The organism is Sphingomonas sp. AC411 (assembly GCF_979253035.1).
In genome coordinates, this window is sequence record NZ_CEEDAQ010000001.1 from 3,191,665 (window position 1) to 3,216,213 (window position 24,549).

The window sequence follows — 24,549 nt, forward strand, 5'->3', positions numbered from 1 at the left end:
ATCAGGCCTCCTGCGGCCGCTGGTCGTGGGGCGGACGACGGTTATCGTCATGGCCGCCGTCACGGTTATCGTCATCATTGCGGACCTGATCGCGGTCTTGCCCCGAGCCGGCCTTGTCCTGCTTGAAGACGCGCTTCACGAGCAGGAAGAACAACGGCACGAAGAAGATCGCGAGGACGGTCGCGGACAGCATGCCGCCGACCACCGCCCAGCCGATCGCGTTCTGGCCGCCGGCACCGGCACCGCTCGACAAAGCGAGCGGCAACACGCCGAAGATGAACGCGAACGACGTCATCAGGATCGGGCGAAGGCGGAGTTTCGCCGCCTCGACCGCGGCATCGGCCGCATTCATCCCGTCGCCCATCTTCTCCTCGGCGAATTCCACGATCAGGATCGCGTTCTTCGCCGCCACGCCGATCGTCGTGATCAGGCCGACCTGGAGGTAGATATCGTTGTTCAGCCCGAAGAGCATCGCCGCGCCGACCGCGCCGAGGACGCCGAGCGGCACCACCAGCAGGACGGCGATCGGGATCGACCAGCTCTCGTACAGCGCCGCGAGGCAGAGGAACACGATCAGCAGCGACAGCGCATAGACCGTTGTCGACTGGCCGGCTGACAGGTTTTCCTCATAGCTGAGGCCGGTCCACTCATAGCCGATGCCGGGTGGCAGCTTGGCCGCCATCTCCTCCATCGCCTTGATCGCGGTGCCGCTGCTGACGCCCGGCGCCGGCGAGCCCATGATCTCGAACGAGGCCACGCCGTTATAGCGTTCGAGACGCGACGGGCCGTACTGCCAGTTGGTCGTCGAGAAGGACGAGAACGGGGCCATCGCGTTGCTGGTGGTGCCACGGACGTAGAAGTTGCCGAGATCGGCGGGCGAGGTGCGGAACGGTGCGTCGGCCTGCACATACACCTTCTTCACGCGACCGCGGTCGATGAAGTCGTTGATGTACGCGCCACCGAACGCGGTGCTGACGGTGGTGTTGATGTCCGCCTGGCTGAGGCCGAGTGCCCCGCCTGCGCCTGATCGACGTTCAGTTTCAGCTGTGGCGCATCCTCGAGACCGTTCGGGCGGACCTGCACCAGGCGCTTGTCCTGGCTGGCCATGCCGAGCAGCATGTTGCGGGCTTCGAGCAGCTTCTCGTGACCGACGCCCGCATTGTCCTTCAGCATGAAGTCGAAGCCGTTGGCGTTACCCAGTTCCTGCACGGCCGGCGGCACGAAGCCGATGACCATGCCGGCACGAATCCCGGCAAGCGCCTGGTTGGCACGGGCGGCGACCGCGGCGACGGTGTTTTCGGCGCCGCCGCGATCCTCCCACGGCTTGAGCTGGATGAAGGCGAGGCCGACATTCTGGCCCTGGCCGACAAAGCCGAAGCCGGTGATCGTGAAGATGCCCGCGATGTTCTTCTTCTCGTCGATCAGGAAGTGATCGCGCAGCTTGTCCATCGTGCGCGCGGTTTCCTCCATCGGCGTGCCGGTGGGCATCGAAACCTGTGCGAACATCAGGCCCTGATCCTCCTCGGGAAGGAAGCCCGAGGGCAGACGAAGGAAGATGAACGCCATCGCGACGACGATCACGGCATAGACCAGCATGGTGCGGACCCAGCCCTTCTCGACGCGGCGCAGGCCGTTACCGTATTTGCCGACGCCCTTGTCGAAGGTGCGGTTGAACCAGCCGAAAAAGCCCTTCTTCTCGCCGTGATCCTGCTTTGATGGCTTCAGAATGGTGGCGCAAAGCGCCGGCGTGAGGATCAACGCGACCAGCACCGAGAGCACCATCGACGACACGATGGTGATCGAGAACTGGCGGAAGATCACGCCGGTCGAACCGCTGAAGAACGCCATCGGCAGGAACACCGCCGACAGCACCAGGCCGATACCGACCAGCGCGCCGCTGATCTCGTCCATCGACTTCTTGGCGGCTTCCTTCGGACTAAGGCCCTCTTCCTGGATGAGACGTTCGACGTTCTCGACGACGACGATCGCGTCATCGACGAGCAGGCCGATCGCCAGCACCATGCCGAACAAGGTCAGCGTGTTGATCGTGAACCCAGCCGCGTACAGCACGCCGAGCGAACCCAGCAGCACGACCGGCACCGCGATCGTCGGGATTAGCGTGGCACGGAAGTTCTGGAGGAACAGGAACATCACGAGGAAGACGAGGATGATCGCCTCGACCAGCGTATGGACGACCTGCTCGACCGACAGCCGCACGAAGGTCGAGTTATCGACCGGGAACGCGACCTTGACGTCGGACGGGAACTGCTTGGCGATCCGGTTCACCTCGGCCTTCACCAGCTTGACGGTGTCGAGCGCGTTGGCCCCCGGTGCTAGCTTCACGCCGAAGCCGGCCGCCTGCTTGCCGTTATAGCGTGCCTGGAAGCTGTAGTTTTCCGAGCCCATCTCGACACGGGCGACGTCGGACAGCTTGACGGTCGCGCCGCTGGTCGCCGAGCGGACGATGATTGCGCGGAACTGCTCCGGAGTCTGCAATCGCGACTGTGCGGTCACGGTGGCGTTAAGCGACTGGCCCTTCACCGCCGGCAGACTGCCGACCTGACCCGCCGAGACCTGCGCGTTCTGCGCCGTCAGCGCAGACGTGATGTCGGTGACGGTGACGCCGAGGTTCGACATCTTGAACGGATCGACCCAGATCCGCATCGAATATTGCGCGCCGAACACCTGGGTGTCGCCGACGCCCTTGATGCGGCTGAGCGGATCCTGGAGCTTCGAGGCGATCATGTCGCCGAGATCGACCTGGTCGTGCGCGCCATTCTCGGAATAGGCGGCGATGACGAGCAGGAAGTTGGCGGTCGCCTTGGTCACGCGGAGACCGGCCTGCTGGACTTCCTGCGGCAGGAGCAGGGTCGCCTGTTGCAGCTTGTTCTGCACCTGGACCTGCGCGATGTCGGGATCGGTGCCCTGCTCGAAGGTGAGCGTGATCGCGAGATTGCCCGAGCCGTCGGACGTCGAGGCGAAGTAGCGAAGGTTGTCGATGCCCTTCATCTGCTGCTCGATGATCTGCGTCGTCGTGTTCTCGAGCGTCTGGGCGTCGGCGCCCGGATAGGACGTCGCGACCGTCACCTTGGGGGCGGCGATCTCAGGGAACTGGGCGATCGGCAGCTGACGGATCGCGAGGATACCGGCCAGCATCAGGATGATGGCGATGACCCACGCGAAGATGGGTCGATCGATGAAATAGCGTGACATGGGCGGTTACTTCCCCTGCGCGGCAGAATTAGCCTGCGCGGAATTGTTGCCGGCTGCGGCGTCACCGCCCGTCGCGGTGGCGCCTGGAGCGCCATTCGCGGGCTTGGTGACCTGCTGCGGGGCCGCCGGCTTGACGGTCGAGCCGGGGCGCAGGTTGAGCAGGCCCTCGACGATCAGCTTGTCGCCGGGCTTCAGGCCGCTGGTGACGATCCACTTGTCGCCGATCACGCGATCGGTGGTGACGTTACGCTGCTCGACCTTGTTCTGCGCGTTGACCACCAGTGCGGTCGCACCGCCGCGCGGATCGCGCGTGATGCCTGCGGTGGGCGCCATGATCGCCTGGCGACGCGTGCCCTCGACCAGCTTGGCGCGGACATACATGCCGGGCAGCAACAGACCGTTGGGATTGGGGAAGGTCGCACGCAGAGTCACCGCGCCGGTGGTCTGGTCGACCGTGACTTCGGCGAACTGGAGGCGACCCTCGATCGGATAGGTCGTGCCGTTCGGGAGGATCAGCTGCACGCGCGCGCTGCCGTCGCCGCGGGTCACGCCGCCGGTCGCCATCGCCTGCTTCAGATCGAGCAGCTGTGCTGCCGACTGGACGACGTCGACATAGACGGTGTTGGTGCGCTGGATGGTCGCGAGCGGATCGGTCTGGCCGGTCTGAACCAGCGCGCCGACGGTCACCAGCGAACGCCCGATGCGGCCCGAGATCGGCGCCTTGATGCGGGTGAAGCCGAGATTGACGCGGGCCGACTGGACCGCTGCCTGCTGCGCTGCAACATTGGCGCGAGCCTGCTGCGCGGACGCCGTGGCGTTGTCCGCTTCCTGCTTGCTGACCGCATTGAGCGCGACGAGCTGGCCGTAGCGCTGGGCCTGGAGGCGGGTCGCGTTGATCTGCGACTGAGCAGCGGCGAGCTGGCCCTGCGCGCTGGCGAGCGCGGCCCGGTAGGGTGCGTCCTCGATCGCGTAGAGAACCTGGCCCTTGCTGACCATCGCGCCCTCGGTGAACAGGCGATCACGGACCACGCCGCTGACCTGCGGACGCACTTCCGAGGTCTCGACCGCGGCGATACGGCCGGGAAGCTCGGAGGTAAGCACCACCGACTCTTCGCCGACGGTGACGACGCCGACCGTGGGCGTGGGCGGAGGCGGCGGCGCCTGCTCCTTGCCACAAGCCGACAGCAGGGCGAGCGCGAAGAGCGCCACCGATCCCTTAAGGTTCAATTGCTGCATGTTAAGCATCCCGACGTCCGTGCAGATTAGGTTCACCGGAATGAACGTTCATTCCGCTTGCTTGCCCGCTAGGATTGTGCGAGCGGCCGGTCAATCAAAAAACGCATCGGGAATTCTGTTTTGAGTGCAGTGCAACATGAGAAGTGCAGCCGGGAGCGTATTATCGCCGCGGCCCGGCATCTGTTTGCGACTCAAGGCTTTCACCAGACGCCGATGTCCGAACTGGCGCAGGCGGCCGAGGTATCGGTCGGCCAGATCTATCGTTTGTTCACCGGAAAGAATGCGGTGATCCAGGCGATCGTCATGGAGGATGCGACCGGCAAGATGGCCGAGATGCAGACGATGAACGACTCGGTGAAGTCGTGCGGGATGTCGATCGAGGAGGGTTTCGTCGAGCTGTCGCGGCGGGCCCTGTCGAAGGGCGACGAAGCGCTGACGTTCGAGATCATGGCGGAGGCGCACCGCAACACGGATGTCGCCGATACCATCGCCGACCTGTGCAGCGGGTTCCGCAGCATGATCCGCGACCTGGCCTGTGTCGCCAACCCCGACCTGTCCGACAACGACCTGGAAGGCGCGGAGGAACTGATCCTCGCCTTCATGTTCGGCCTCGGCCACCGCACCTTGTCGCGGCCTCGTTTGTCTGAGGACGAGACGGCGCGGCTTACCGGGCGGATGATCTTGGCCGCGGTTCGCGCGCTCTAGGATAAGGCCGTTCGTGCTGAGTAGCGACCGAGTAGCTTCGCAGAAGCGTATCGAGGGCGCGTATCGAAGCATCGGTTCCGCGCGCTAACCTGTCCTTCGATACGCCCTCTCGATACGCGGCTATGCCGCTACTCGATGGCTACTCAGGACGAACGGTAAAGGGCACGAAAGGCGGATCAGTTCGTCGTTGCAGCTTGCGCGTTTATCGTACTGCCGCGCGCAGGGTGGCGCGGACGCCGGTGTGGGCCGGGTCGTATTCGACGATCGTCTGGAGGCTTTGCGCCATCGCCTTGATCAGCTTCGTGCCGAGGCCGGTGCCGCGCGGCGTCGCATCCTCGGGGATGCCGCAGCCATCGTCCTCGACCGCAAGCAGGAAGATGTCGTCGTCGATCCGGCGCAGCGCGACCCGGACTTCGCCGCCGCCGCTGGGATAGGCGTATTTGCATGCGTTGGTGACGAGTTCGGTGACGATCACGCCGAGCGACACCGCGCGGTCGGTCGGCAGGCGAATCGGCTCGGCGGCGAGACTGAGCGCGCGGGGGAGGGCGTCGGTCGACCAGGTCTCGGCGAGTTCGTCGACCAGCGCGCCGAGATATTCCTGCATGTCGACGCTCTCGACATCGTTGCTGGTGTAGAGCCGGCGGTGGACCTGCGCGATCGCCTGGATGCGGCGCTGTGTATCCTCCAGCGCCTCGCGGGCTGACGGATCGGTCAGCGCGGTCGCCTGGAGGCGGACCATCGCCGAGACGAGTTGCAGCGAATTGGCGACGCGGTGGTTCACCTCGCCGAGCAACGCCTCGAGCCGCGCGTTGCTCGCGCGCAAATCCGCTTCGGCGGATGCCTTTTGCTGTTCCAGCACCGAGCGCGCGCGGACCTGTTCGAACGAGGCAGCGAGCAGGTCGAAGAAATCCTCGCCGACCGTCTTCACGACGTAGTCGGCGGCGCCGGCCTTCAGCGCGGCGACCGCGATGCGGCCTTCCTCGGAGCCGGTGACGTACACGATCGGCGGATGATCGGGCAGGCGGCGGAGTGCTTCGAGCGTCTCGAGGCCGTCCATCCCGGGCATGTAGTGATCGACCGCGATCAGGTCGAAGCGCTCGGCGGCGGCCTTGACGACGCCCTCCGCGCCGGTCTCGGCGACGGTCATGCGGTAGCCGCGGCGTTCGAGCGCACGCGCCGCCAGCCGCCGGATACCGGCGTCGTCGTCGATGTAGAGGACGCTTGGCCCGCTCACTCTGCTTCGGGAACCTGGATCACCGACAGGAACAGCCCGAGCTGGCGGATCGCCTGCGCGAAGCTCTCATAGTTCACCGGCTTGGTGATGTAGACGTTGCAGCCGAGATCGTAGCAGCGCTCGATCTCGACCTTGTCGTCGGTGGTGGTCAGCACGACGACCGGCGTGCGCTTGAGCGGGCTGCCCTCCGCCTTGATGCGCGCCAGGATGTCCGTCCCGCTCATGTCGGGCAGGTTGAGATCGAGCAGGATCATCGCCGGGCCGCTCTTGGCCGGGCCGTCGACCGCGTTGAACAGGAAATCCAGCGCGGTGGTGCCATCGGTGAAGTGCTTGATATCGTTGAGGATGCCGGCGCGACGGATGTTCTTCTCGATAAGCCGGGCATGGCCCTCGTCGTCCTCGATCATGACGATCCCGACGGTCTGGTGCTGGTTCATGCCTTGATATCCTGAATCGACAATTCGGTGGGAAGATTGAGGCGGAAGGTGGCGCCGTCGCCGAGCGTCGACTGCACGTCGATCGTACCGCCGAGACGATAGGCGAGTGCGCGGACATGCGCGAGTCCGATGCCTTCGCCGGGCTGGTCCTGCGCGCCCGACCGGCGGAACAGGTCGAACACGCGCTGGTGATCGCGCGGATCGATGCCGCGGCCATTGTCGATCACCGACAGGATCACACGGTTGCGCTCCTTGTGCCCCGTCACGACGATCTCGCCGGGGCGGCCGGGTTTCAGATACTTGGTCGCGTTCTCGATCAGGTTCGACAGGATCTGTTCGAGCGCGAGCCGATCGGTGACGACCGCCGGGATCGGTCGCTCGACCCGCACGACCGCGCCGCGATCGTCGATCACGTGCTGGATCGACCCGATGATCGTGTCGACCAGTTGCGCGGGGTCGACGCGCTCGGGCGCGATCGTCCGGCGGCCTTCGCGCGACAGCTTGAGGATGGCGTTGATCAGCCGGTCCATCTTCTGCGTCGAGGTGCGGATGAAACCGATCGCCTCGGGCAGGTCCTCGCGTGCCGCCAGGCGGGCGTCCTCGGTGAGGATGTGCGGCGCCTCGGCCTCGGCACGGTCGACCAGCTCGGCGAGCGGCCCGGCGGCGGTGGCGAGTTCGGCGGTGAAGCCCATCACGTTGACCAGCGGCGAGCGCAGGTCATGGCTGACAATATAGGCGAAGCGCTGGATTTCCTCGTTCGCGCGACTGAGATCGGCGGTGCGCTCGGTGACCTGCTCCTCGAGCGTCTCGTTGAGATCGCGCAGGCTGTCGCGCGAGGTGGCGAGATCGGCGGTGTAGCGGCGGATCACCAGGATCGCGAGGATCGCGACGACCAGCAGCAGGATCGCGGCGAGACCTGCGACCGAGAGGAACAGCGCGCTGGTCTGTTGCTGGCGTCCGCTGCGGATCGCGAGCAGGCGGACCTCGTCGGCGGCCATCGCCTGAAGGCGGTAGCGGATGCCGCGCATCAGCGGCACGCTGGCATCGACCGCGAACCGGCGCTGTGCCTCGGCGATCCGGCCGCCTGCGACTAGCGCCATCGACTGCGCCCTGAGCGCGCGCAACTGGACGAAGCGCGGCTCGATCAGGTCGAGCCGTGCGATCTGCGCCGGATTGTCTGCGGTGAGGCGACGAAGCGTGGCGATCGACGGTGCGAGATTGCCTGCGCTCCTGGCGTAAGCGGCGGAGAACAGCGGCATCCCGGTCAGGATATAGCCGCGCCGCGCCGTCTCCGACTGCTCCATCTGGCTATGGAGCGTGGCGACCGCTTGGCGGACATCCTGGGTGTGGAGGATCTCGGCGGTATAGGTGCGGTTGCGGACGGTAATCCAGCCGATCGCGATCGCTGCAGCCGCCAGCGCGACGAAGCCGAGCGTCATGAAGGCGACCAGCCACCGCGCGACCCGACCTTCGGACGAGGGCAAATTCAAGCGTACGCGGACCATGGATCGCGCTGTAAGGGAGTGCCGATCGTTACACCAGCGATACTGGCTTGCCGCAGAGCAATCCGGGGTTTGCCGCGCCCCTTCGATCCTCCCCCGCCAGGGGAGGTGGCTGGCGCTTGCCAGACGGAGGGGAGGATAGGGTTACCGCTGTTCCGTGTCCTCCCCTCCGACGCCTTCGGCGCCACCTCCCCTGGCGGGGGAGGATTGGGATTGCCCTACAGCAGTAAATCCTGCGCGCTGGCCTTGCCGACGCGGCCGCCGCCGCTGCGTCGGTCCATCTCGTGGTTGGCGGTGAAGCGGATATCGGGATCGCGGTCGGTCATGAACGCCATCAGCGTCTCGTGATCGAGTTCCGACCATTCCTTGCCGCGATCGGGGCCGTAGCGGACGCGCGGGATAAGGCCCGGATCGCGCGACCATTCGACGAGTTGCGCGAAGCTCGCCTCGTTGAGCATGTCGCGCAGGTGAAACGCGGTGACGTAGGCGTCAGGAAACGCGCGGTGCGCAGGCAGGCCGCGCTCGTGCTCCATGCCCTGCGGCTTGCGCCAGTAGCGCAGCACCTGGTTCGAGAAGCTCGGGCTGTCGGGCCAGAGCCTGAGCGCGCATTTCCAGGTGCAGATCCACTCGGCATCGCGGGTGAGCGCAGGCGTACAGAATTTCTGTTCGAAATCCGCCCGGTGCGCGGCCAGCGCGAGCCGGCGCGGCCAGGGATCGAGCACCTGGCGCGCACAGTCGTGCCAATACGGCGAGTCGGCGACATGCTCATCGAGGATATGGTGGATCGCCTGGGTGATCGGCGGGATCAGCCGGCCGGGATTGACGAGCAGGCTGCCGCCTTCGCCGTAAATCTCCCAGCGACCGTCCTCGCCTAGCGCGACGTCCTGCCAGCCGATCTCGCAGACGCCGTGCGCGGGCGGGGCCGAACCGGTGGTCTCCAGGTCGACGACCCGGATCATCTGCGGTTGCGGTTTGGGCTTGGGATAGGGGGCGCCATGCCCGCCATGTGGGGACAAGCGCGCTTAATCCAGCGCGTATGCGTCCTCATGGTCGATATCCATCTCGCGTACGCCGCGGCGCTGGCGGGCACGGTCGACGAGTTTGCGCAGGCCTTCGCGGCGATCGCGCGCCATCGGGATATCGCGGAGGATGAACTCGCCGCCGCTGGTCGTCCGGTCGCTGGAGGTGAGGATGATCGTGCCGATGTCGGTCATCTGGTTGAGCAGCGAATAGCCGAGGCGGACATCCTTGATCCGGTAGAGCTCGATCTCGTCGATCGTCTTGAACAGGATGCCGCGCTTGATGATCAGGCGCTGGTCGGTGATCTCGTAGGAGGCGCTGCGGTTCTTGAGCCAGCGCACGCCGATGATGACGAAGCCGACGCCGGCAAGACAGGTCAGCAGCGTTCCCCAACCGGCAAAGCTGCCAAGCAGCCAGCGGCGCGTGCTGGAGCGGAATTCGTCGACTGGGCGCTCCATCGGGGACTCCTTGGGGTTGGACGGACGGTAGGCGAGGTGCTTGGCGTGTCAATCGGTTCGGTCGGTGGTGCCGATATCCTAACGAACCTACCCCTCCTCCACCTCCCCGGCGGAGGCCGGGGTCCAGTTGGGTAACGTCGCTAACGGAAGCCAGCACGCCGTTATTGCCACCTTTCCAACTGGGCCCCGGCCTCCGCCGGGGTGTGCGGTTGTTTAAGGTGCCGCGCGCGTTACGCCGCTCGCCGCGAGCTGTGCATCGACCTCGGCCAGCAACGCACCGAGCGCCGCTTCGCTCTTCGCCTCGGCGCGCACCGTCAGCATCGCCTGCGTGTTCGACGCGCGGAGGAGCCACCAGCCGTCGGCGGTTGTCACGCGCGCACCATCGGTGAGGTCCATCTCCGCGCCCTCCGACCCAAGCCGCGCGATCACCTCGTCCACCACCGCGAACTTCCGCGTGTCCTCGACCGGAAAGCGCAGGTCCGGAGTCGCCACCAGCGCCGGCATCGCGTCACGCAATTCCGTCAACGAACGCCCCGACAGATGCACCGCGCGAGATCAGGCGGACGGCGGCGTATTGCGCGTCGTCGAAGCCGTAATACTCGCCCGCGAAGAACAGATGCCCGCTGAGTTCGCCGCCCAGCGGCGCGCCGGTGCGGGTCATCGCCTGTTTCATCAGGCTGTGACCGGTCGGGGCCATCACCGGCTCGCCCCCAACTCCATGATTCGGTCGAACAGCGCTTGGCTCGACTTCACGTCGGCGACGATCGGCGCGCCCGGGTGCTCACGCAGCGCAGGTTCGACCAATATGGAAGAATCTGATCCCCCAGATCACCCGGCCCGAGCCGTCGATCGCGCCGATCCGGTCGCCGTCGCCATCGAAGGCCAGTCCGAAATCGAGGTTCTTGTTGGCGACCAGGCGCTTCAGATCGGCGAGGTTCGCCTCTTCGGTAGGATCGGGATGATGGTTGGGAAAATTGCCGTCGATTTCGGCGAAGATCACATGATGCTCACCCGGCAGGCGCTGGACGAGCTTCTCGATCACCGGGCCGGCGGCGCCGTTGCCGGTGTCCCAGCCAATCCGATACGCGCCGCCCCGTATCCCGCCATCAGCCGGTCGACATAGGCGTCGATCACGTCGGCGGTCGTAACTTCGCCGGCCCCTTCGCTCCAGGCGCCCGACGCGGCGAGCGCGGCGAGATCCTGGATGTCCTCGCCGAAAAATGGCGCATGCGCGTGCACCATTTTGAAGCCGTTATACTCGGGGGATTGTGGCTGCCGGTTACCTGGATGCCGCCATCCACCTCTGGTGTGGCCTCGGCGTAATAGAGCATCGGCGAGGTGCTAACGCCGATCCGGACGACGTCGACGCCGCCTGCGGTGAGGCCCGACACGAGCGCGGCTTCGAGCTCGGGGGAAGAGTTGCGGCCGTCATACCCCACGGCAACGCGCGTTCCGCCAGCCGCGCGGATGCGGGTGGCGAAGCCTCGACCGATCGCGATGGCGTCGGCGGTGCCGAGCGCTTTACCGACGATCCCGCGGATGTCGTATTCGCGGAGCGAGGTCGGGTCGAACTGGTGGGTCATGGGCCTCTCGCTAGTCGTAGTGGTGCGGGAATAGCGCCCTACCACCGTCACCCCGGACTTGTTCCGGGGCCACGGTGCCGCGAACTCACGACTATCGAGTGTGCGGAACGGTGGATGCCGGAACAAGCCCGGCATGACGGGGGCTAGCGCGCGCGCTTCAGCAACAGGTCGCGCGCCGCGTTTACGCGCCGGGTCAGGTCGGTCGAACCGCCACGATCGGGGTGGACCGAGGCGATCAGGCGGCGGTGCGCGCTGCGGATCGCGTCGGCGTCTGCGCTGCGGTCGATACCCAAAATCGAGAGGGCCTCGGCTTCATCGGTGACCACCCGCTGTTTCGGCTTCGGCCGGAGGTAACGCCATGCCAGCCAAATGAAGACGGCGGCGACGATCCACTTCACGCAGCCACGTCCGGTGCGCGCTCGGCAACGACCTCCGGCAGCTGCAACGCCGCCATCATCTCGCGCAGCTCCTGGCGCGCGGCGACGTGCGCGAGGCCCATGCTGCCGAATGCCTTCGAATCGATCATCGTCAGGCCGGCGGGGAACATCTCGCGGTAGATCACGCGCTCGCCGAGCCCCGGATGATCCGGAAGCCGACGCGCTTGGCCAGTTGCGCGAGCGCATCCGACACGCGGCGCATGTTGCGTGCCTCGATATGCTGGAGGCGGTTGCGCAGCACGACCCAGTCGATCGTGGTGCCGTCGGCGCGCGCGCGCTGCTTTCGCGCATCCCAGATCAGCTCGGAATAGAAGCTCGGGCGGGTCACCTGATAGGTCTCGGGATCGACCTGGCCGATCAGGTCGAAGTCGACGAAGCTGTCGTTCATCGGCGTGACCAGCGTGTTCGCGAGCGCCGCTGCGGTGCGCGCGAACGGATCGTCGCGGCCGGGCGTGTCGACGACGAGGAAGTCCGAGCCTTCGCACAGCGAGTGCCACAGGTCCTCGAACTGGTCCTCGCTCTGATCCGACAGCGTCGCATGGCGCGGCATCGGCAGGACCGAGCCGTTGCGCTTCATCGTCTCGGCGCGGTTGTCGAGATAGCGGCCGACGGTGCGCTGGCGGTGATCCAGATCGAGACACGCGACGCGCGCGCCTTGGCGGCAAGCGCGATCGCGACATGCACCGCGGTCGTCGACTTGCCGGTGCCGCCCTTCTCGTTGGCGAACACGATCACGTGCGGCGAAGCTAGGGTGAGTCAGGGCCCATGGCCAACGCGCGTTTCCTTATTGATCGTAACAGTCACCCTTCATAGAAGCCGCGACCGCACTTATCGAGTAGGAGTTTCACGTGGACACCGTCCGGGACCTTAATGCGTTGCGCGAAAGCGTCGCCGCCTTCCGTGCGGCGGGGCAGCGCGTCGCGCTCGTCCCGACGATGGGTGCGCTCCACGCCGGCCATGTCGCGCTGATCGAGGCGGCGAAGCGGCCGGGGACCAAAGTCGTCGCGTCGATCTTCGTCAATCCGACGCAGTTCGGGCCGAACGAGGATTTGTCGCGCTATCCGCGGCGCGAGATGGCCGATATCCGGATGCTCAACGAGGCCGGATGCGACTTGCTTTGGCTGCCGTCGGTCGAGACGATGTATCCGGATGGTTTCGCGACGACCGTGCGTGTCTCGGGCGTGAGCGACGGGTTCGACGGCGCCTCGCGTCCCGGCCATTTCGACGGGGTCGCGACGGTCGTGTCGAAGCTGTTCAACCAGGTCGAGCCGGACGTCGCGTATTTCGGTGAGAAGGATTACCAGCAGCTGGCCGTGATCCGCCGGTTCGTCGCCGATCTCGACTTCGCGATCGACATCGTCGGGGTGCCGACGCAGCGCGATGACGATGGTCTGGCGATGTCGTCGCGCAACATCTATCTCGACGACGAGCAGCGCAAGCAGGCGGTGGCCCTGCCGCGCGCGCTCGGCGTCGCGGCGCAGGCTATCGCGAAGGGCGAGGACGTCGAGTCGGTGCTGGACGATGCGCGCACGACCTTGGTCGGGGCGGGGTTCACGATCGATTACGTCGCGCTGGCGGATGCGGAAACGCTGGCGGAGAACCCGGCGGCGGATCGCCCGCAGCGGTTGCTGGCGGCGGCGCGGATGGGCGCGACCCGGCTCATCGATAACATCGCGATAGAGTTGTAAAAAACGAGCGTTAACCCATTAACCATTTCGTAGCTGGAATCGCCGCAGTCTGTCCTCACGAACATTGGGGGCAAACCATGCGTAGCAATCTCAAGAGCGCGAATTTCATGATCGAACGCCGTCTGGCGGATGCCGCACGCGGCGACGACCGGGCGTGCTACGAACTCGGGATGGTGTATTCGACGGGGACGTCGGGCGTCGTCCTCGACCTGATCGAGGCGCATAAGTGGTTCAACCTGGCGGCGGTGTCGGGGAACATCGCCGCGCAGGAATGCCGCGCGGAGATCGCCGAGGACATGACCGCGCGGGAAATCTCGGTGGCGCAGCGCGCTGCGCGGGATTGGATGCAGCTGACGCAGCGGCGGGCTGCTTAATCCTCCCCGGAACGGGGAGGGGGACCGTTCGCCGCTCGGCGAAGGGGGGAGGAGCGCCGCAGACGTAGCGTTTGTGGATCTCACGTTACGCAGCGGTACGTTTGGGGAAGCCCCCTCCACCATGCTTCGCATGGTCCCCTCCCCTTGCAGGGGAGGATTAGGCTTCGACTTTTTCTTTGGGGCGGCTTTCTTGGCGGGGGCCTTTTGGCCGGAGCCTTCTTCGCTGGCGTTTTTGCCTTAGCCGCGTCCTTGGCTGGGGCCTTCTTCGCCGCCGGTTTCTTGGCGGGCGCTTTCTTCTTCTTCGTCGCCGGGGCCGCCGCAGCCCGCGCGTCGATCAGCGACGCCGCTTCCTCGAGCGTCAACTGGTCCTTCTCGATCGATTTGGGGAGGGTCGCATTGGTCGTGCCGTCGGTGACGTACGCACCGTAGCGCCCCTCCATCAGCTTGATCTCGGCCTCGGTGCGCGGATGATTGCCGAGTATCTTCAACGGCGCCTGGGCCCCTCGCGCGGTGCGACCACCGCCGGCCGCGGCTTCGGCGAGCTTTACCACGGCCGCGTTCATCCCCGTCTCGAACACGTCGGCGGTCGAGCCGAGCCGCGCGTATTTGCCCGCGTGCTTGAGATACGGACCATAGCGGCCGATCGCCGCCGTGATCGGCTCGCCGGTTTCGGGATGCGTGCCGATGGTCCGCGGCAGCGACAGCAGTTTCAGCGCCCATTCCAGATCGAGTTCGCCGATATCCTTCGGGATCGACGCCATCTTGCGCGCCTCGCCTTCGCCGATCTGGATGTAGGGGCCGAACCGCCCGGACTTGCGCTCGACCGGCAGGTTGGTTTCCGGATCGACGCCGAGCGTCGACGGACCCGCATCCGCCTCGGCGTCGCCACCGGGCTGCGCGAACCGGCGCGTGTATTTGCATTCGGGATAGTTGGAGCAGGCGATGAACGCACCGAACTTGCCGCCGCGCAGCGCAGGCTGACCCTCGCCACAATTCGGGCACAGCCGCGGATCGCCGCCGTCCGCCTTGGCCGGGAACAGGTAGGGCGCGAGGAAGGTGTCGAGCTCGGCGGTGATCGCCGAGGGCTGCTGCTCCATTACCTCGTTGGTGCGCGGCTTGAAATCGCGCCAGAACGCGTCGAGCACCGACTGCCACTGCGCGCGGCCGCCGGAGACGTCGTCGAGTTCCTCTTCCAACTCGGCGGTGTAGTCGTAGCCGACGTATTTCTCGAAGAAGCGCTCGAGGAACGCCGTCACCAGCCGCCCGCTCTCCTCGGCGAAGAAGCGGTTCTTCTCGATCCGGACGTACGCACGGTCCTTCAGCGTCTTGATGATCGACGCGTAGGTGGACGGGCGGCCGATGCCGAGCTCTTCCATCCGTTTGACCAGCGAAGCTTCGGAGAAGCGCGGCGGCGGCTGGGTGAAATGCTGTTCGGCGTCGACCTTCTTCTTGGCGGGTGCATCGCCTTCGCGCATCCGCGGCAGGCGGCGGGCATCCTCGTCCGCGGTGTCGTCCGACCCTTCCTCGTACAGCGCGAGATAGCCGGGGAAGAGCACGACCTGCCCGGTTGCGCGGAGGATGTTGCGGCCGGTGCCGTCGGCCATCTCGACCGTCGTGCGCTCCATGCGGGCGGAGGCCATCTGGCTGGCCAGCGCGCGCTTGAAGATCAGGTCGTAGAGGCGCGCGTGATCGCCGCCGCCGGCCTTGTCCTTGCCGAAATCGGTCGGGCGGATCGCTTCATGCGCTTCCTGTGCGTTCTTCGCCTTCGACTGATATTGGCGCGGCTTGTCGGGGACATAGCTCGCGTCGAAGCGGTTCGCGACGGCGAGGCGCGCGGCGCTGATAGCGCTCGAATCCATCTGCACGCCGTCGGTACGCATGTAGGTGATCGCGCCGTCCTCGTAGAGCCCCTGCGCGATCCGCATTGTGTGATCCGCCGAGAAACCGAGTTTCCGCGAGGCTTCCTGCTGGAGCGTCGACGTCGTGAACGGCGGCGGCGGGTTGCGGCCGGCGGGCTTGGTCTCGACCGACTGGACCGAGAAATTGCCGTCGAGCACCGCCTGCTTGGCGCGCTGGGCATCACCTTCGTTGCCGATCGAGAGGCGGTCGAGCTTGTTGCCCTCGAACTGCGTCAGGCGCGACGTGAACGCGGTGCCGTCATGCTCCATGTCGGCCGTTACCGACCAGTATTCCTGCGGCTTGAAGACGTCGATCTCGCGCTCGCGCTGGACGATCAGGCGGAGCGACACCGACTGTACCCGGCCGGCGGACTTGGCACCGGGCAGCTTGCGCCACAGCACCGGCGAAAGCGTGAAGCCGACCAGGTAATCGAGCGCGCGGCGGGCGCGATAGGCGTCGATCAGGTCGTCGTCCAACTCGCGCGGGTTCTTCATCGCCTCGGTGACGGTGGCCTTGGTGATCGCGTTGAAGGTGACGCGCTCGACCTCCTTGGGCAACGCCTTCCTTGCCCGCAGCACTTCGCGGACGTGCCATGAGATCGCCTCGCCCTCGCGATCCGGATCGGTCGCGAGGATCAGGCGGTCGGCGAGCTTCGCCAGATCGGTGATCGCCTTCAGCTGCTTCGACTTGTCCGCGTAATTCTCCCACGTCATCGCGAAGGCGTCGTCGGGATCGACCGAGCCATCCTTGGGCGGCAGGTCGCGGACATGGCCGTAGCTGGCCAGGACGCGGTAATCGCTGCCCAGATACTTCTCGATGGTTTTGGCCTTGGCAGGCGATTCGACGATGACAAGCTGCATGGGGAAACCGGGGTCCTTACGTGTACGCGTACGAGGGTGGCGGCGTCGGGGTAGTGCCGTCAACCCGAAGAGGGCTCAAGATCGACCGACGCGAGATGCGACCGTCGGTGCGGGTTTTCCAGAGGGGCTCGGCAGAGGGCGGGGTATTTCCGGATTATGCCGACGCTGCTGGCACAATATCGATGTCGCCATGATGACAGTAAAACATCCCATCCGATCGTCTTCTGTTAATATTACTGCGGAGATCGTTACAACCGAGGTCGCCTACCGAACCAATTCAACGACATAACCGTTGGGCAGCCATCAAGATTTTCGTCCGGCTCAGTGGTTTCCTATGCGTGTTGCATCCTTCCGAACGGACCCTGAGGTGCGGCGGTATCTTCATGCACTTTCGCCGGGAGACGGCGGTAAGGGCTTGGAAACAGGTAGGGATGATCTAGCGTGACCCGACATGATCTCGCCGTTGCGAAATGGAAGTGTTCGTTCCTCGCGAAACAGATCGTGATCCTGCGGGACTCGGCCCCTGAACCCCATATCCTCCGCTTGATCGCCTTACATCAGGCCGAACTGGACGCTTTGCTTGCGGCCATTGCAACGTCGCATGATGCCAAGGATTGGGCTGCCGGCTGGGTAGGCGACGATACGCAGACGGACGACCAGCAGGCTCGTGGCGGTCCGCTCGAATCGGGGCAGGACCCTGTCGGGTGATGCGAACCTGTGCCGGTTTTGCCGGACTAGAACAAGCTCGCGCGGCCTCCCGCGTGACGCTCCAGCCGGCCGCCGAGTTCGAGTTCGAGCAACACGGTGTGGACGACCGACGGGCTCAGATGCGACTGGCGGATGAGTTCGTCGATCGCGACAGGGACCGGACCGAGCAGGTCGGCGATCCGCTGGCGGTCGATGTCGCTCGCGTCTTCGGGCGGCGCCGCGGCGTAGGTGTCGATTGGGGAGCGCACGGAGCGTGGATCGAACGGGCGGATCTGTTCGAGGATGTCGGCAGCGGACTGCACCAGCGTGGCGCCTTCGCGGATCAGCAGGTTGCAGCCCTGCGCGCGTGGGTCGAGCGGGCTGCCGGGAACGGCCATGACTTCGCGGCCGGATTCGTTGGCGAGGCGCGCGGTGATCAGCGAGCCGGATTTGGGGACGGCCTCGACCACCACGGTGCCGATCGCGAGGCCTGCGATGATGCGGTTGCGCGAGGGGAAGTTGCGCGCCTTGGGCTCGGTGCCGGGGGCTGTTCGGCGAGCAGGAGGCCTTCGGTGGCGACGCGCTCCTGTAACGCGGTGTTGTCGGGCGGGTAGGCGATGTCGATGCCGCTCGCGATCACGCCGATCGTGGCGCCGCTGGAGCCTGCTCCGAGTGCGCCGATATGGGCTGCGGTGTCGATGCCGCGGGCGAGGCCTGAGACGACCGTCGTGCCTTCCTCGGCGAGTTGCAGTGAGAGCTGGCGGGCGAAGCGGCAGGCGGCGGCGGAGGCGTTGCGTGCGCCGACCATCGCGATGCAGGGGCGGCTGACGTGGGCGATGTCGCCGCGGAAGATCAACGCCGGCGGGGCCGTCTCGATCTCGGCGAGCAGGCGGGGATAGGCCGGGTCGTCTAGGAAGAGGTAGTGTGCGCCGAGCTTTGCGGTGGCGGCGATTTCGCGCTCGACGAGGGCGGCGTCGGCGACCTTCGGGACGCGGCCCCCGCCGCGCTGGGCGAGCATGGGAAGGGCTTCGATGGCGGCGTCTGCGCTGCCGAAGCGGGCGATGAGCTGGCGATAAGTGACCGGTCCGATCCCGGTCGTGCGGATGAGCCGAAGACGTGAGACCGTCGGGTCAGTCACCCGGTGGTCGTTTTGAGCGGCCGATGCGCGGCTCGGTGCCCGAAAACAGGCGCTCGACGTTCTCGCGGTGCTTCCAGAAGACGATCAGCGCGAGCGCGAGTAGCAGCAGGACGAGATCGAACCGGCCGAACAAGGCGGCGGCGAACGGCGCGCTGAGCGCGGCGGCCATGCCTGCGACCGAGGATATGCGCAGGCCCGCGAGCAGGCCGAGCCAGACGACCGCATAGACCAGCCCGAGCGGCCAATGGAGCGCGACGACGATGCCCATGAGCGTGGCAACGCCCTTGCCGCCCTTGAACTTCAGCCAGACCGGGTAGCAATGGCCGATGAACGCACCGGCGGCCGCGAGCAGGGCGTTACCGGGGAACAGGTGTGTGACCAGCAGGACGGCGACCGCGCCCTTGGCCATGTCGAGCAGCAGCGTCGCGGCGGCGAGGCCTTTGCGACCGGTGCGCAGGACGTTGGTCGCGCCGATGTTGCCCGAGCCGATCGTGCGGAGATCGCCCGCACCGCCGAGCCGCGTGAGGATGACGCCGAACGGGATCGAGCCGAGCAGGTAGCTGAGCACGAGCGATAGCGTGGGCGCGACCCAGAGAATTTCCGTCTGCAAGTATGTCCCCCGTTCTGGCGGTACTTATAAACGACGCGGGGCGGACGGCAAATGGCGTGAGTTTGAAGGGACGGTTTGAGCGGACACGGGCGCTTAGACCCACGGTCTGCTTGCTCCCTCCCTGGAAGGGAGGGGCTGGGGTGGGTTGGTTCGCTTGTGGCGCGACCGTCTGAAGTTATGGAAACCGACCCACCCCCAACCCCTCCCTTCCAGGGAGGGAGCTAGGCTGCTCTGGTTTACGCACGTTGATCCGTCCTAAGAGCGCGACATGGACCAGCGCCCCATCCTGTTCTTCGATTCCGGCGTCGGCGGGCTGTCGATCGTCGGCCCGGCGCGCGCGGCGCTGCCCGATGCGCCGTTCGTCTACGCCGCCGACTCGGCCGGTTTTCCCTACGGCACGAAGAGCGAGGCGGAAATCGCGGCGCGGGTGCCGGTGTTGCTCGGGCGGCTGGCGGAGCGGTATCGGCCGCGGTTGATCGTGATCGCGTGCAATACCGCCTCGACGATCGCGCTGCCGGTGGTGCGCGCGGCGCTCGACCTGCCGGTGGTCGGGACGGTACCGGCGATCAAGCCTGCCGCGCTGCTGTCCAAGACGCGGACGATCGGCGTGCTGGGGACCGAGGCGACCGTGCGGCAGGCATATGTCGATGATCTGGCGGCGCGGTTCGCGGGCGATTGCACGGTGCTGCGCTACGGCTCGGCGGCTTTGGTCGAGATGGCGGAGGCCAAGCTTCACGGGCGACCGGTGGCACCGGCGCGCTATGCCGCGGTGCTCGACGGGCTGTTCTCGCAGGCCGGCGGTGATCGCATCGACGTGATCGTCAACGCCTGCACGCATTTTCCGCTGGTCGAAGCGGAACTGGCCGCGGCGACGCCCGGCGTGCGGTTCGTCGACGGCGGTCCTGGCATCGCGCGACGGATCGTGCACCTGATGCAGGGCGAATCATGGTCGGGAGCGGCGGAGGGGATCGCCGTCTTCACTCGGTTGGGCGACGACGAATGCGCGCTCGGACCCGCCTTGGCGGTGCGAGGATTCACGCGGATCGAGCAGCTTTAAGCGTTAACCTGGGACAATGTGGCACCTTGCTTCGCGGGCGTATCGTGGCAATGTGCCCCCAGGATGAGGAAAGCGATCACCGTAAGAGCGGTATTACGCTGGAACTGAGTGAAAGTGAGGCGTAGTGCCCAAGGCCATGATTATCGACGGCAAAACGGCAACGGACGGCATTAGTGGTCCGCGAGTCGATTATTCGCGCGTGTTCACGCAGGCGATCGACCGGTTGCATGCCGAGGGCGCTACCGCGTGTTCATCGACATCTTGCGCAACAAGGGTGCGTTTCCCAACGCGCGCTGTTTCGCCGGGCATAACGGGCCCAAGCCGATCACCGTCTGGTGCTCGAACGATTACCTTGCGATGGGCCAGCACCCGAAGGTGATCGCGGCGATGGAAGAGGCGTTGCACGACGTTGGCGCAGGCTCCGGCGGCACGCGCAACATCGGTGGCAACACGCATTACCATGTCGACCTGGAGGGCGAGCTCGCCGACCTTCACGGCAAGGAAGCGGCGCTGCTGTTCACCAGCGGGTATGTCTCGAACGAGGCTACGCTGGCGACCTTGGCCAAGGTGCTGCCGGGCTGCATCATCTTTTCCGACGAGTTGAACCACGCGTCGATGATCGCGGGGATCCGCAATTCGGGCTGCGAGAAGCGGGTATTCCGCCACAACGACCTCGCGCATCTCGAAGAGCTGCTGGCCGCAGAAGATCCTGCCGTGCCGAAGTTGATCGCGTTCGAGAGCGTCTATTCGATGGAAGGCGACATCGCGCCGATCTCCGCAGTGTGCGACCTCGCCGACCGGTATAACGCGCTGACCTATTGCGACGAAGTCCATGCGGTCGGGATGTACGGCGCGCGGGGCGGCGGCATTTCGGAGCGGGACGAGGTCGCGCACCGGATCACGATCCTCGAGGGGACGCTCGGCAAGGCGTTCGGCGTGATGGGGGCTATATCGCTGCCGATCGGACGATCGTCGATGTGATCCGGTCGTACGCGCCGGGGTTCATCTTCACGACCTCGCTGTCGCCGGTGCTGGTCGCGGGCGTTCTCGCGAGTGTGCGGCATCTGAAAAGCTCGAGCGTCGAGCGTGAGGGGCAGCAGGCGTCGGCGGCGATGCTCAAGGCGATGCTGAAGGACGCCGGGCTGCCGGTGATGATCGGCGATACGCATATCGTGCCGCTGATGGTCGGCGATCCGGTCAAGGCGAAGAAGATCAGCGACGTGCTGCTCGCCGAATACGGCGTGTACGTGCAACCGATCAACTACCCGACCGTGCCGCGCGGCACCGAGCGCCTGCGGTTCACGCCTGGCCCTGCGCATACCGAGGCGATGATGCGCGAACTGACCGATGCACTGGTGGAGATTTGGAGCCGGTTGGACCTTCGCAAGGCTGCCTGAGGCCGAACTTGCCTGCGCTGGCGGGCTTTAGTCGATGGTAATGGTGCCGTCTGTATCAGGAACGGCGACAGGTTCGCCGAACCCTACCGAGTGGAACCGTGTGTAATCGCCCTCGACGGGGCTGGCATAGATGTGGACGACAGACCGGGCGCCGTCGACGACCCAGTAATGTGGGATCCCGCCGCGCCCATAGGCGAAGCGCTTCATCGTGGTATCGCGTGCGACCGAGGTTTCCGCGACTTCGATGACGAGCAGGAAGTCGGCGGCGACCGGTAGGCGGTTACCTTCGACCGGTTCACGCAACACGGCCACGTCGCAGCCGAGTACGGTATCGTTGCCGAGATCGACGGCGACCCCACCCATGATCCGCGCTTCCGGAAGCAGACCCGAAAGGCGGATGCCGATCTTAGCTTGGCGCGCGGCATGGCTTGCCAAAGGTAGGTCCATCCGTTCGAGTTCCCCATCGACCAACTCGATCCTGATGTCGTCGAACGCGCCGGACTCACCCATGCGGACAAACTCGGCCATGCGGACAAACTCGGCGATCGTGAAACGCGCCTTCGCCTGCCGGTCGGTGCGGGGACTCACGGCAGATGTCATCATGCCCGATTCGTACCACGAACCAGGTGTCCATACGACTCGCGAGCGGGATTAAAGCGCGGCGGCCAGCATCGTCCAGGACGCCGAGGCCGAGCGACAGGGGTATGCGCAGCGCCATCCAGCCGGGTGGGGCAATGCCGGCGCGGACCAGTGCGCGGTCGACAAGCAATGCACCGACCAGGCTGATACCGAGCACGACCAGCGAAGGGCCAGGCCAGCGCAGGCCGACCATCCAAGGCCAGGCGGTCGCCAGCGCGATCAGGGAGGGGGTGACGCTGGCGAACCAGAGCCAGCAGGGCGGTGAGTCGGTGCGCGCGGCAAGGCCCCACCACAGGCCGCCGAGGAAGCTCAGGATGATCGCGGCATAGGCGTAGGCGATCGCCAGCGCGGAGTAGCGGCTTTGCGGATCGCCGCTCAGCAACAGCGCGACTGCAGCCAGCTGCGGGAGAAGGCCGCTCAGCCCCAGCAGGCGCGCGATCGGCGGGATGCTGCCGGTCGCGGGCTCACGATACGGCGGTCGCGCGGTCATCAGACGCGCGCGACGACACCGGTGGCGACGACCGGTCCGGTCGGCAGGCCCGTCGGCGAACCGCCACGGGGTTCGACCGAGATAGCAAGCGTGGCGCCCGGGGCGATGCGACCGCGGTCGACGCCCTTCGGCGCGAGCGAGGTCGGCTGGGCGGAGAGCAGGCCGAGCGAATGCGGTACGCCGTCGCCGCCGATCACCCAAAGCTCCGCGACGTGCGCGTGCGGAACGTCAGGGCCTGCCGCGACCCGAAGCGCGCCGTTGGCGGGATCATAGACCGCGGCGATCGGCGACTTCGCATCGCCGAGCATCGCGACGAGCACGCTGGTCGGCCGGGGAACCGGGGTCGGTTGCGACACCGGTACGGTCGGCTCGGGGCGGAGCATGACGAACAGGAGTAGGCACGCTGCGATAGCGCTGGTGAAGGCGGCAAGCGCCGGCCACGGGAAGCGGCTGACCTTGGCAGGCCCCGTCGTGCCGATCGTCGCCGTACCGATCGCCGTCGTGCGGGTCGCCACGCCGTCGAGGCTGGCTTCGATTCGCGCGGCGACGTTGGACGGCGCGGCGCGTTCGGGCCACAGGTCGAACAACACGGCCAGCCGCGATCGCCACCATTCGACCTGCGCGGCGAAACCGGGCTCGGCCAGCACGCGACGCAGAGCCACGCTCCGCTCCTCGCCTTCGAGCAGCCCGAGCGCGAGTTCGGCGGCCGCCACATCTTGGGGCACGCCAGTATCGATGGTCGGATCAGCCATCGAGACAATCCTTCAGGCGAGCGAGGCCGCGGCGTACCCAGCTCTTCATCGTACCCAGCGGCACGGCGCGCTTGATCGCGAGTTCGGCATAGGTGATCCCGTCGAAGAACGCGGTGCGGATCGCGTCGCGCTGCTGCGGTTCGAGACCGTCGAGGCACTCGATCAGTTCGCGCGACGATTCGCTGGCGAGCAACGTCGCTTCGGCACCCTCGCCGGGATCGGCAATGTCGGGTGCGTCGTCGAGCGGACTGGTACGCCGGACGCCCTGCGCGCGCTGCCAGTCGATGGCGCGATTGCGCGCGATCGTCGCCAACCAGGTTATCGGGCTCGCGCGGCCGGGTTCCCAGGCACCGGCGCGTTTCCAGATCGTGAGATAGACCTCGTGCAGCACATCCTCCGCGGCTTGGGCGTTGCCGCAGATACGGTGGGTGATGCCGAAAAGCTTCGCGCTGGTCAGCGTATAGAGTTCGCGAAACGCATCGCGATCTTCCTGACCGGTACGCAGCAGCACCTCGGAGAGATGCGCGCGGGCGGCGTCTGCGTCTGGATAGGCTCGGGTCACGACAGCGAACCTAGCGGCTAAGTCCGTCGCGGCAATAGCCTTCGCCGGGCTTTACGGTGAGGCAGTCGGTTTTGCCCGACAGATATTTCAGCCCGGTCGCATCGCCGTCGGTTGGGCGCAGGGTTTCGGGAATGTCGTTGCGGATGAACGTGATGGTTCTGCCGTTCGCGGTGCCGTCGAATGTGCCCTTGTGGTCGAGGTCCCATTGCATCGTGAGGTCGTAGTGACCGGGTGCGCCGGCATGGGCGATATCGAGGACCATGCCCTCCACGCCGACCCATCGGCCGGCATAGTCGCGCGGTGCCGGTGCGGACACGGTGGCGTTTCGCTCGACCGACCCTGCCGACGTCATGTTGCCGTCGCTGCTGGTGTCGGGGGCGGGGCCCGAGCAGGCGGCGAGCGCTACGGTTGCGAGCAGGGTGAGGGCTTTCATGGACGTCTCCTTCACGGTCGGCGTTCAGCGTGGATGCCGACCTTAGCGCGTCATCCTGACGAAAGTCAGGACCCAGAGCCACGGGTGATGCGCTATGTTACTCTGCGTCCTGACATTCGTCAGGATGACGAAGCCGCT

At 66.2% G+C, this 24,549-nt stretch carries 20 protein-coding genes and 5 pseudogenes; 6 read left to right on the forward strand and 19 right to left on the reverse strand.

The window, feature by feature from the left end; translation table 11 throughout:
• Position 1: 1 nt before the first annotated feature.
• Positions 2-3,213, reverse strand: a pseudogene (locus AC0IX7_RS16360) (efflux RND transporter permease subunit).
• A gap of 6 nt (positions 3,214-3,219) precedes the next feature.
• Positions 3,220-4,449 carry an efflux RND transporter periplasmic adaptor subunit gene (locus tag AC0IX7_RS16365; protein WP_471813916.1) on the reverse strand — a complete coding sequence of 410 codons (1,230 nt, stop codon included), beginning with the start codon at positions 4,447-4,449 and terminating at the stop codon, positions 3,220-3,222.
• A gap of 213 nt (positions 4,450-4,662) precedes the next feature.
• On the opposite strand from AC0IX7_RS16365, the gene AC0IX7_RS16370 reads away from it, so the two are divergent.
• Positions 4,663-5,154, forward strand: coding sequence for a TetR/AcrR family transcriptional regulator (locus AC0IX7_RS16370; RefSeq protein ID WP_235982943.1), 492 nt, complete (start codon positions 4,663-4,665; stop codon positions 5,152-5,154).
• 202 nt (positions 5,155-5,356) lie between these two features.
• On the opposite strand, the gene AC0IX7_RS16375 is transcribed toward AC0IX7_RS16370, so the two are convergent.
• From AC0IX7_RS16375 to AC0IX7_RS16410, 8 genes and pseudogenes are all read right to left on the reverse strand, one after another.
• Positions 5,357-6,388 (reverse strand): sensor histidine kinase, encoded by a 1,032-nt coding sequence (locus tag AC0IX7_RS16375; protein WP_471812861.1) that lies wholly within the window; start codon positions 6,386-6,388, stop codon positions 5,357-5,359.
• Positions 6,385-6,825 (reverse strand): response regulator, encoded by a 441-nt coding sequence (locus AC0IX7_RS16380; RefSeq protein WP_248522517.1) that lies wholly within the window; start codon positions 6,823-6,825, stop codon positions 6,385-6,387. The genes AC0IX7_RS16375 and AC0IX7_RS16380 overlap by 4 nt, the downstream gene beginning before the upstream one ends.
• Positions 6,822-8,330 (reverse strand): sensor histidine kinase, encoded by a 1,509-nt coding sequence (locus AC0IX7_RS16385; RefSeq protein ID WP_471812863.1) that lies wholly within the window; start codon positions 8,328-8,330, stop codon positions 6,822-6,824. Before AC0IX7_RS16385 ends, AC0IX7_RS16380 begins: the two co-directional genes overlap by 4 nt.
• 215 nt (positions 8,331-8,545) lie before the next feature.
• A complete protein-coding gene (locus AC0IX7_RS16390; protein WP_471813918.1) occupies positions 8,546-9,286 on the reverse strand; it encodes an exonuclease domain-containing protein in 741 nt (246 codons plus the stop codon).
• Positions 9,287-9,349: 63 nt separating this feature from the next.
• Positions 9,350-9,805: a PH domain-containing protein gene (locus tag AC0IX7_RS16395; protein ID WP_471812865.1), complete on the reverse strand. Its 456-nt coding sequence runs from the start codon at positions 9,803-9,805 to the stop codon at positions 9,350-9,352.
• A gap of 213 nt (positions 9,806-10,018) precedes the next feature.
• A pseudogene (gene pgmG / locus AC0IX7_RS16400) lies at positions 10,019-11,388 on the reverse strand (phosphoglucomutase/phosphomannomutase PgmG).
• Positions 11,389-11,531: 143 nt separating this feature from the next.
• Positions 11,532-11,786, reverse strand: a complete 255-nt coding sequence (locus AC0IX7_RS16405) for a DnaJ domain-containing protein (RefSeq protein WP_471812866.1) — start codon at positions 11,784-11,786, stop codon at positions 11,532-11,534.
• Positions 11,783-12,560: pseudogene (locus AC0IX7_RS16410) on the reverse strand (division plane positioning ATPase MipZ). The gene AC0IX7_RS16405 and the pseudogene AC0IX7_RS16410 overlap by 4 nt, the downstream one beginning before the upstream one ends.
• Before the next feature lie 113 nt (positions 12,561-12,673).
• On the opposite strand from AC0IX7_RS16410, the gene panC reads away from it, so the two are divergent.
• Both panC and AC0IX7_RS16420 read left to right on the forward strand, forming a co-directional pair.
• Entirely contained in the window at positions 12,674-13,513 is an 840-nt protein-coding gene (gene panC / locus AC0IX7_RS16415; RefSeq protein WP_471812867.1) for a pantoate--beta-alanine ligase, read from the forward strand.
• A gap of 77 nt (positions 13,514-13,590) precedes the next feature.
• Positions 13,591-13,887, forward strand: a complete 297-nt coding sequence (locus tag AC0IX7_RS16420; protein ID WP_187504629.1) for a sel1 repeat family protein — start codon at positions 13,591-13,593, stop codon at positions 13,885-13,887.
• Between the two features lie 80 nt (positions 13,888-13,967).
• On the opposite strand, the gene topA is transcribed toward AC0IX7_RS16420, so the two are convergent.
• Positions 13,968-16,646, reverse strand: a complete 2,679-nt coding sequence (gene topA, locus AC0IX7_RS16425; RefSeq protein WP_471812868.1) for a type I DNA topoisomerase — start codon at positions 16,644-16,646, stop codon at positions 13,968-13,970.
• A gap of 441 nt (positions 16,647-17,087) precedes the next feature.
• On the opposite strand from topA, the gene AC0IX7_RS16430 reads away from it, so the two are divergent.
• Positions 17,088-17,354 carry a hypothetical protein gene (locus AC0IX7_RS16430; protein WP_471812869.1) on the forward strand — a complete coding sequence of 89 codons (267 nt, stop codon included), beginning with the start codon at positions 17,088-17,090 and terminating at the stop codon, positions 17,352-17,354.
• 26 nt (positions 17,355-17,380) lie between these two features.
• Here AC0IX7_RS16430 and AC0IX7_RS16435 read toward each other — a convergent pair whose 3' ends face one another.
• The 3 genes and pseudogenes from AC0IX7_RS16435 to plsY all read right to left on the reverse strand — a co-directional run bounded on the left by AC0IX7_RS16435 (position 17,381) and on the right by plsY (position 19,081).
• Positions 17,381-17,656 (reverse strand): DprA-like winged helix domain-containing protein, encoded by a 276-nt coding sequence (locus AC0IX7_RS16435; RefSeq protein ID WP_471813919.1) that lies wholly within the window; start codon positions 17,654-17,656, stop codon positions 17,381-17,383.
• A 27-nt stretch (positions 17,657-17,683) separates the two neighbouring features.
• Positions 17,684-18,471: pseudogene (gene dprA, locus AC0IX7_RS16440) on the reverse strand (DNA-processing protein DprA); the annotation flags it as partial.
• On the reverse strand, positions 18,464-19,081 hold the full coding sequence (gene plsY, locus AC0IX7_RS16445; RefSeq protein ID WP_471812871.1) for a glycerol-3-phosphate 1-O-acyltransferase PlsY: 618 nt from the start codon (positions 19,079-19,081) through the stop codon (positions 18,464-18,466). The pseudogene dprA and the gene plsY, both read right to left, overlap by 8 nt.
• 268 nt (positions 19,082-19,349) lie before the next feature.
• Here plsY and murI point away from each other — a divergent pair, with 268 nt between their 5' ends.
• Positions 19,350-20,138 (forward strand): glutamate racemase, encoded by a 789-nt coding sequence (murI, locus tag AC0IX7_RS16450; protein ID WP_471812872.1) that lies wholly within the window; start codon positions 19,350-19,352, stop codon positions 20,136-20,138.
• A 136-nt stretch (positions 20,139-20,274) separates the two neighbouring features.
• A pseudogene (gene hemA, locus AC0IX7_RS16455) lies at positions 20,275-21,535 on the forward strand (5-aminolevulinate synthase).
• Between the two features lie 27 nt (positions 21,536-21,562).
• Here the strand turns inward: hemA and AC0IX7_RS16460 are convergent.
• From AC0IX7_RS16460 to AC0IX7_RS16480, 5 genes are read right to left on the reverse strand one after another with little or no spacing between them, the layout of a single operon-like run.
• Entirely contained in the window at positions 21,563-22,063 is a 501-nt protein-coding gene (locus AC0IX7_RS16460) for a Uma2 family endonuclease (RefSeq protein WP_471812874.1), read from the reverse strand.
• On the reverse strand, positions 22,038-22,664 hold the full coding sequence (locus tag AC0IX7_RS16465) for a DUF3429 domain-containing protein (RefSeq protein ID WP_471812876.1): 627 nt from the start codon (positions 22,662-22,664) through the stop codon (positions 22,038-22,040). The genes AC0IX7_RS16460 and AC0IX7_RS16465 overlap by 26 nt, the downstream gene beginning before the upstream one ends.
• Positions 22,664-23,416 carry an anti-sigma factor gene (locus AC0IX7_RS16470; protein WP_471812878.1) on the reverse strand — a complete coding sequence of 251 codons (753 nt, stop codon included), beginning with the start codon at positions 23,414-23,416 and terminating at the stop codon, positions 22,664-22,666. The genes AC0IX7_RS16465 and AC0IX7_RS16470 overlap by 1 nt, the downstream gene beginning before the upstream one ends.
• A complete protein-coding gene (locus tag AC0IX7_RS16475) occupies positions 23,409-23,978 on the reverse strand; it encodes a sigma-70 family RNA polymerase sigma factor (protein WP_471812880.1) in 570 nt (189 codons plus the stop codon). The genes AC0IX7_RS16470 and AC0IX7_RS16475 overlap by 8 nt, the downstream gene beginning before the upstream one ends.
• Before the next feature lie 10 nt (positions 23,979-23,988).
• Positions 23,989-24,411 (reverse strand): hypothetical protein, encoded by a 423-nt coding sequence (locus tag AC0IX7_RS16480; protein ID WP_471812882.1) that lies wholly within the window; start codon positions 24,409-24,411, stop codon positions 23,989-23,991.
• Positions 24,412-24,549 lie beyond the last annotated feature (138 nt).

Excerpts from the sequence above, each read along its gene's own strand:
- AC0IX7_RS16365 (WP_471813916.1), bottom strand. The coding sequence starts at position 4,449 with ATGCAGCAATTGAACCTTAAGGGATCGGTGGCGCTCTTCGCGCTCGCC.
- AC0IX7_RS16370 (WP_235982943.1), top strand. The coding sequence starts at position 4,663 with ATGTCCGAACTGGCGCAGGCGGCCGAGGTATCGGTCGGCCAGATCTAT.
- AC0IX7_RS16380 (WP_248522517.1), bottom strand. The coding sequence starts at position 6,825 with ATGAACCAGCACCAGACCGTCGGGATCGTCATGATCGAGGACGACGAG.
- AC0IX7_RS16385 (WP_471812863.1), bottom strand. The coding sequence starts at position 8,330 with ATGGTCCGCGTACGCTTGAATTTGCCCTCGTCCGAAGGTCGGGTCGCG.
- AC0IX7_RS16390 (WP_471813918.1), bottom strand. The coding sequence starts at position 9,286 with ATGATCCGGGTCGTCGACCTGGAGACCACCGGTTCGGCCCCGCCCGCG.
- AC0IX7_RS16395 (WP_471812865.1), bottom strand. The coding sequence starts at position 9,805 with ATGGAGCGCCCAGTCGACGAATTCCGCTCCAGCACGCGCCGCTGGCTG.
- AC0IX7_RS16420 (WP_187504629.1), top strand. The coding sequence starts at position 13,591 with ATGCGTAGCAATCTCAAGAGCGCGAATTTCATGATCGAACGCCGTCTG.
- topA (WP_471812868.1), bottom strand. The coding sequence starts at position 16,646 with ATGCAGCTTGTCATCGTCGAATCGCCTGCCAAGGCCAAAACCATCGAG.
- murI (WP_471812872.1), top strand. The coding sequence starts at position 19,350 with ATGGACCAGCGCCCCATCCTGTTCTTCGATTCCGGCGTCGGCGGGCTG.
- AC0IX7_RS16460 (WP_471812874.1), bottom strand. The coding sequence starts at position 22,063 with ATGGCCGAGTTTGTCCGCATGGGTGAGTCCGGCGCGTTCGACGACATC.
- AC0IX7_RS16465 (WP_471812876.1), bottom strand. The coding sequence starts at position 22,664 with ATGACCGCGCGACCGCCGTATCGTGAGCCCGCGACCGGCAGCATCCCG.
- AC0IX7_RS16470 (WP_471812878.1), bottom strand. The coding sequence starts at position 23,416 with ATGGCTGATCCGACCATCGATACTGGCGTGCCCCAAGATGTGGCGGCC.
- AC0IX7_RS16480 (WP_471812882.1), bottom strand. The coding sequence starts at position 24,411 with ATGAAAGCCCTCACCCTGCTCGCAACCGTAGCGCTCGCCGCCTGCTCG.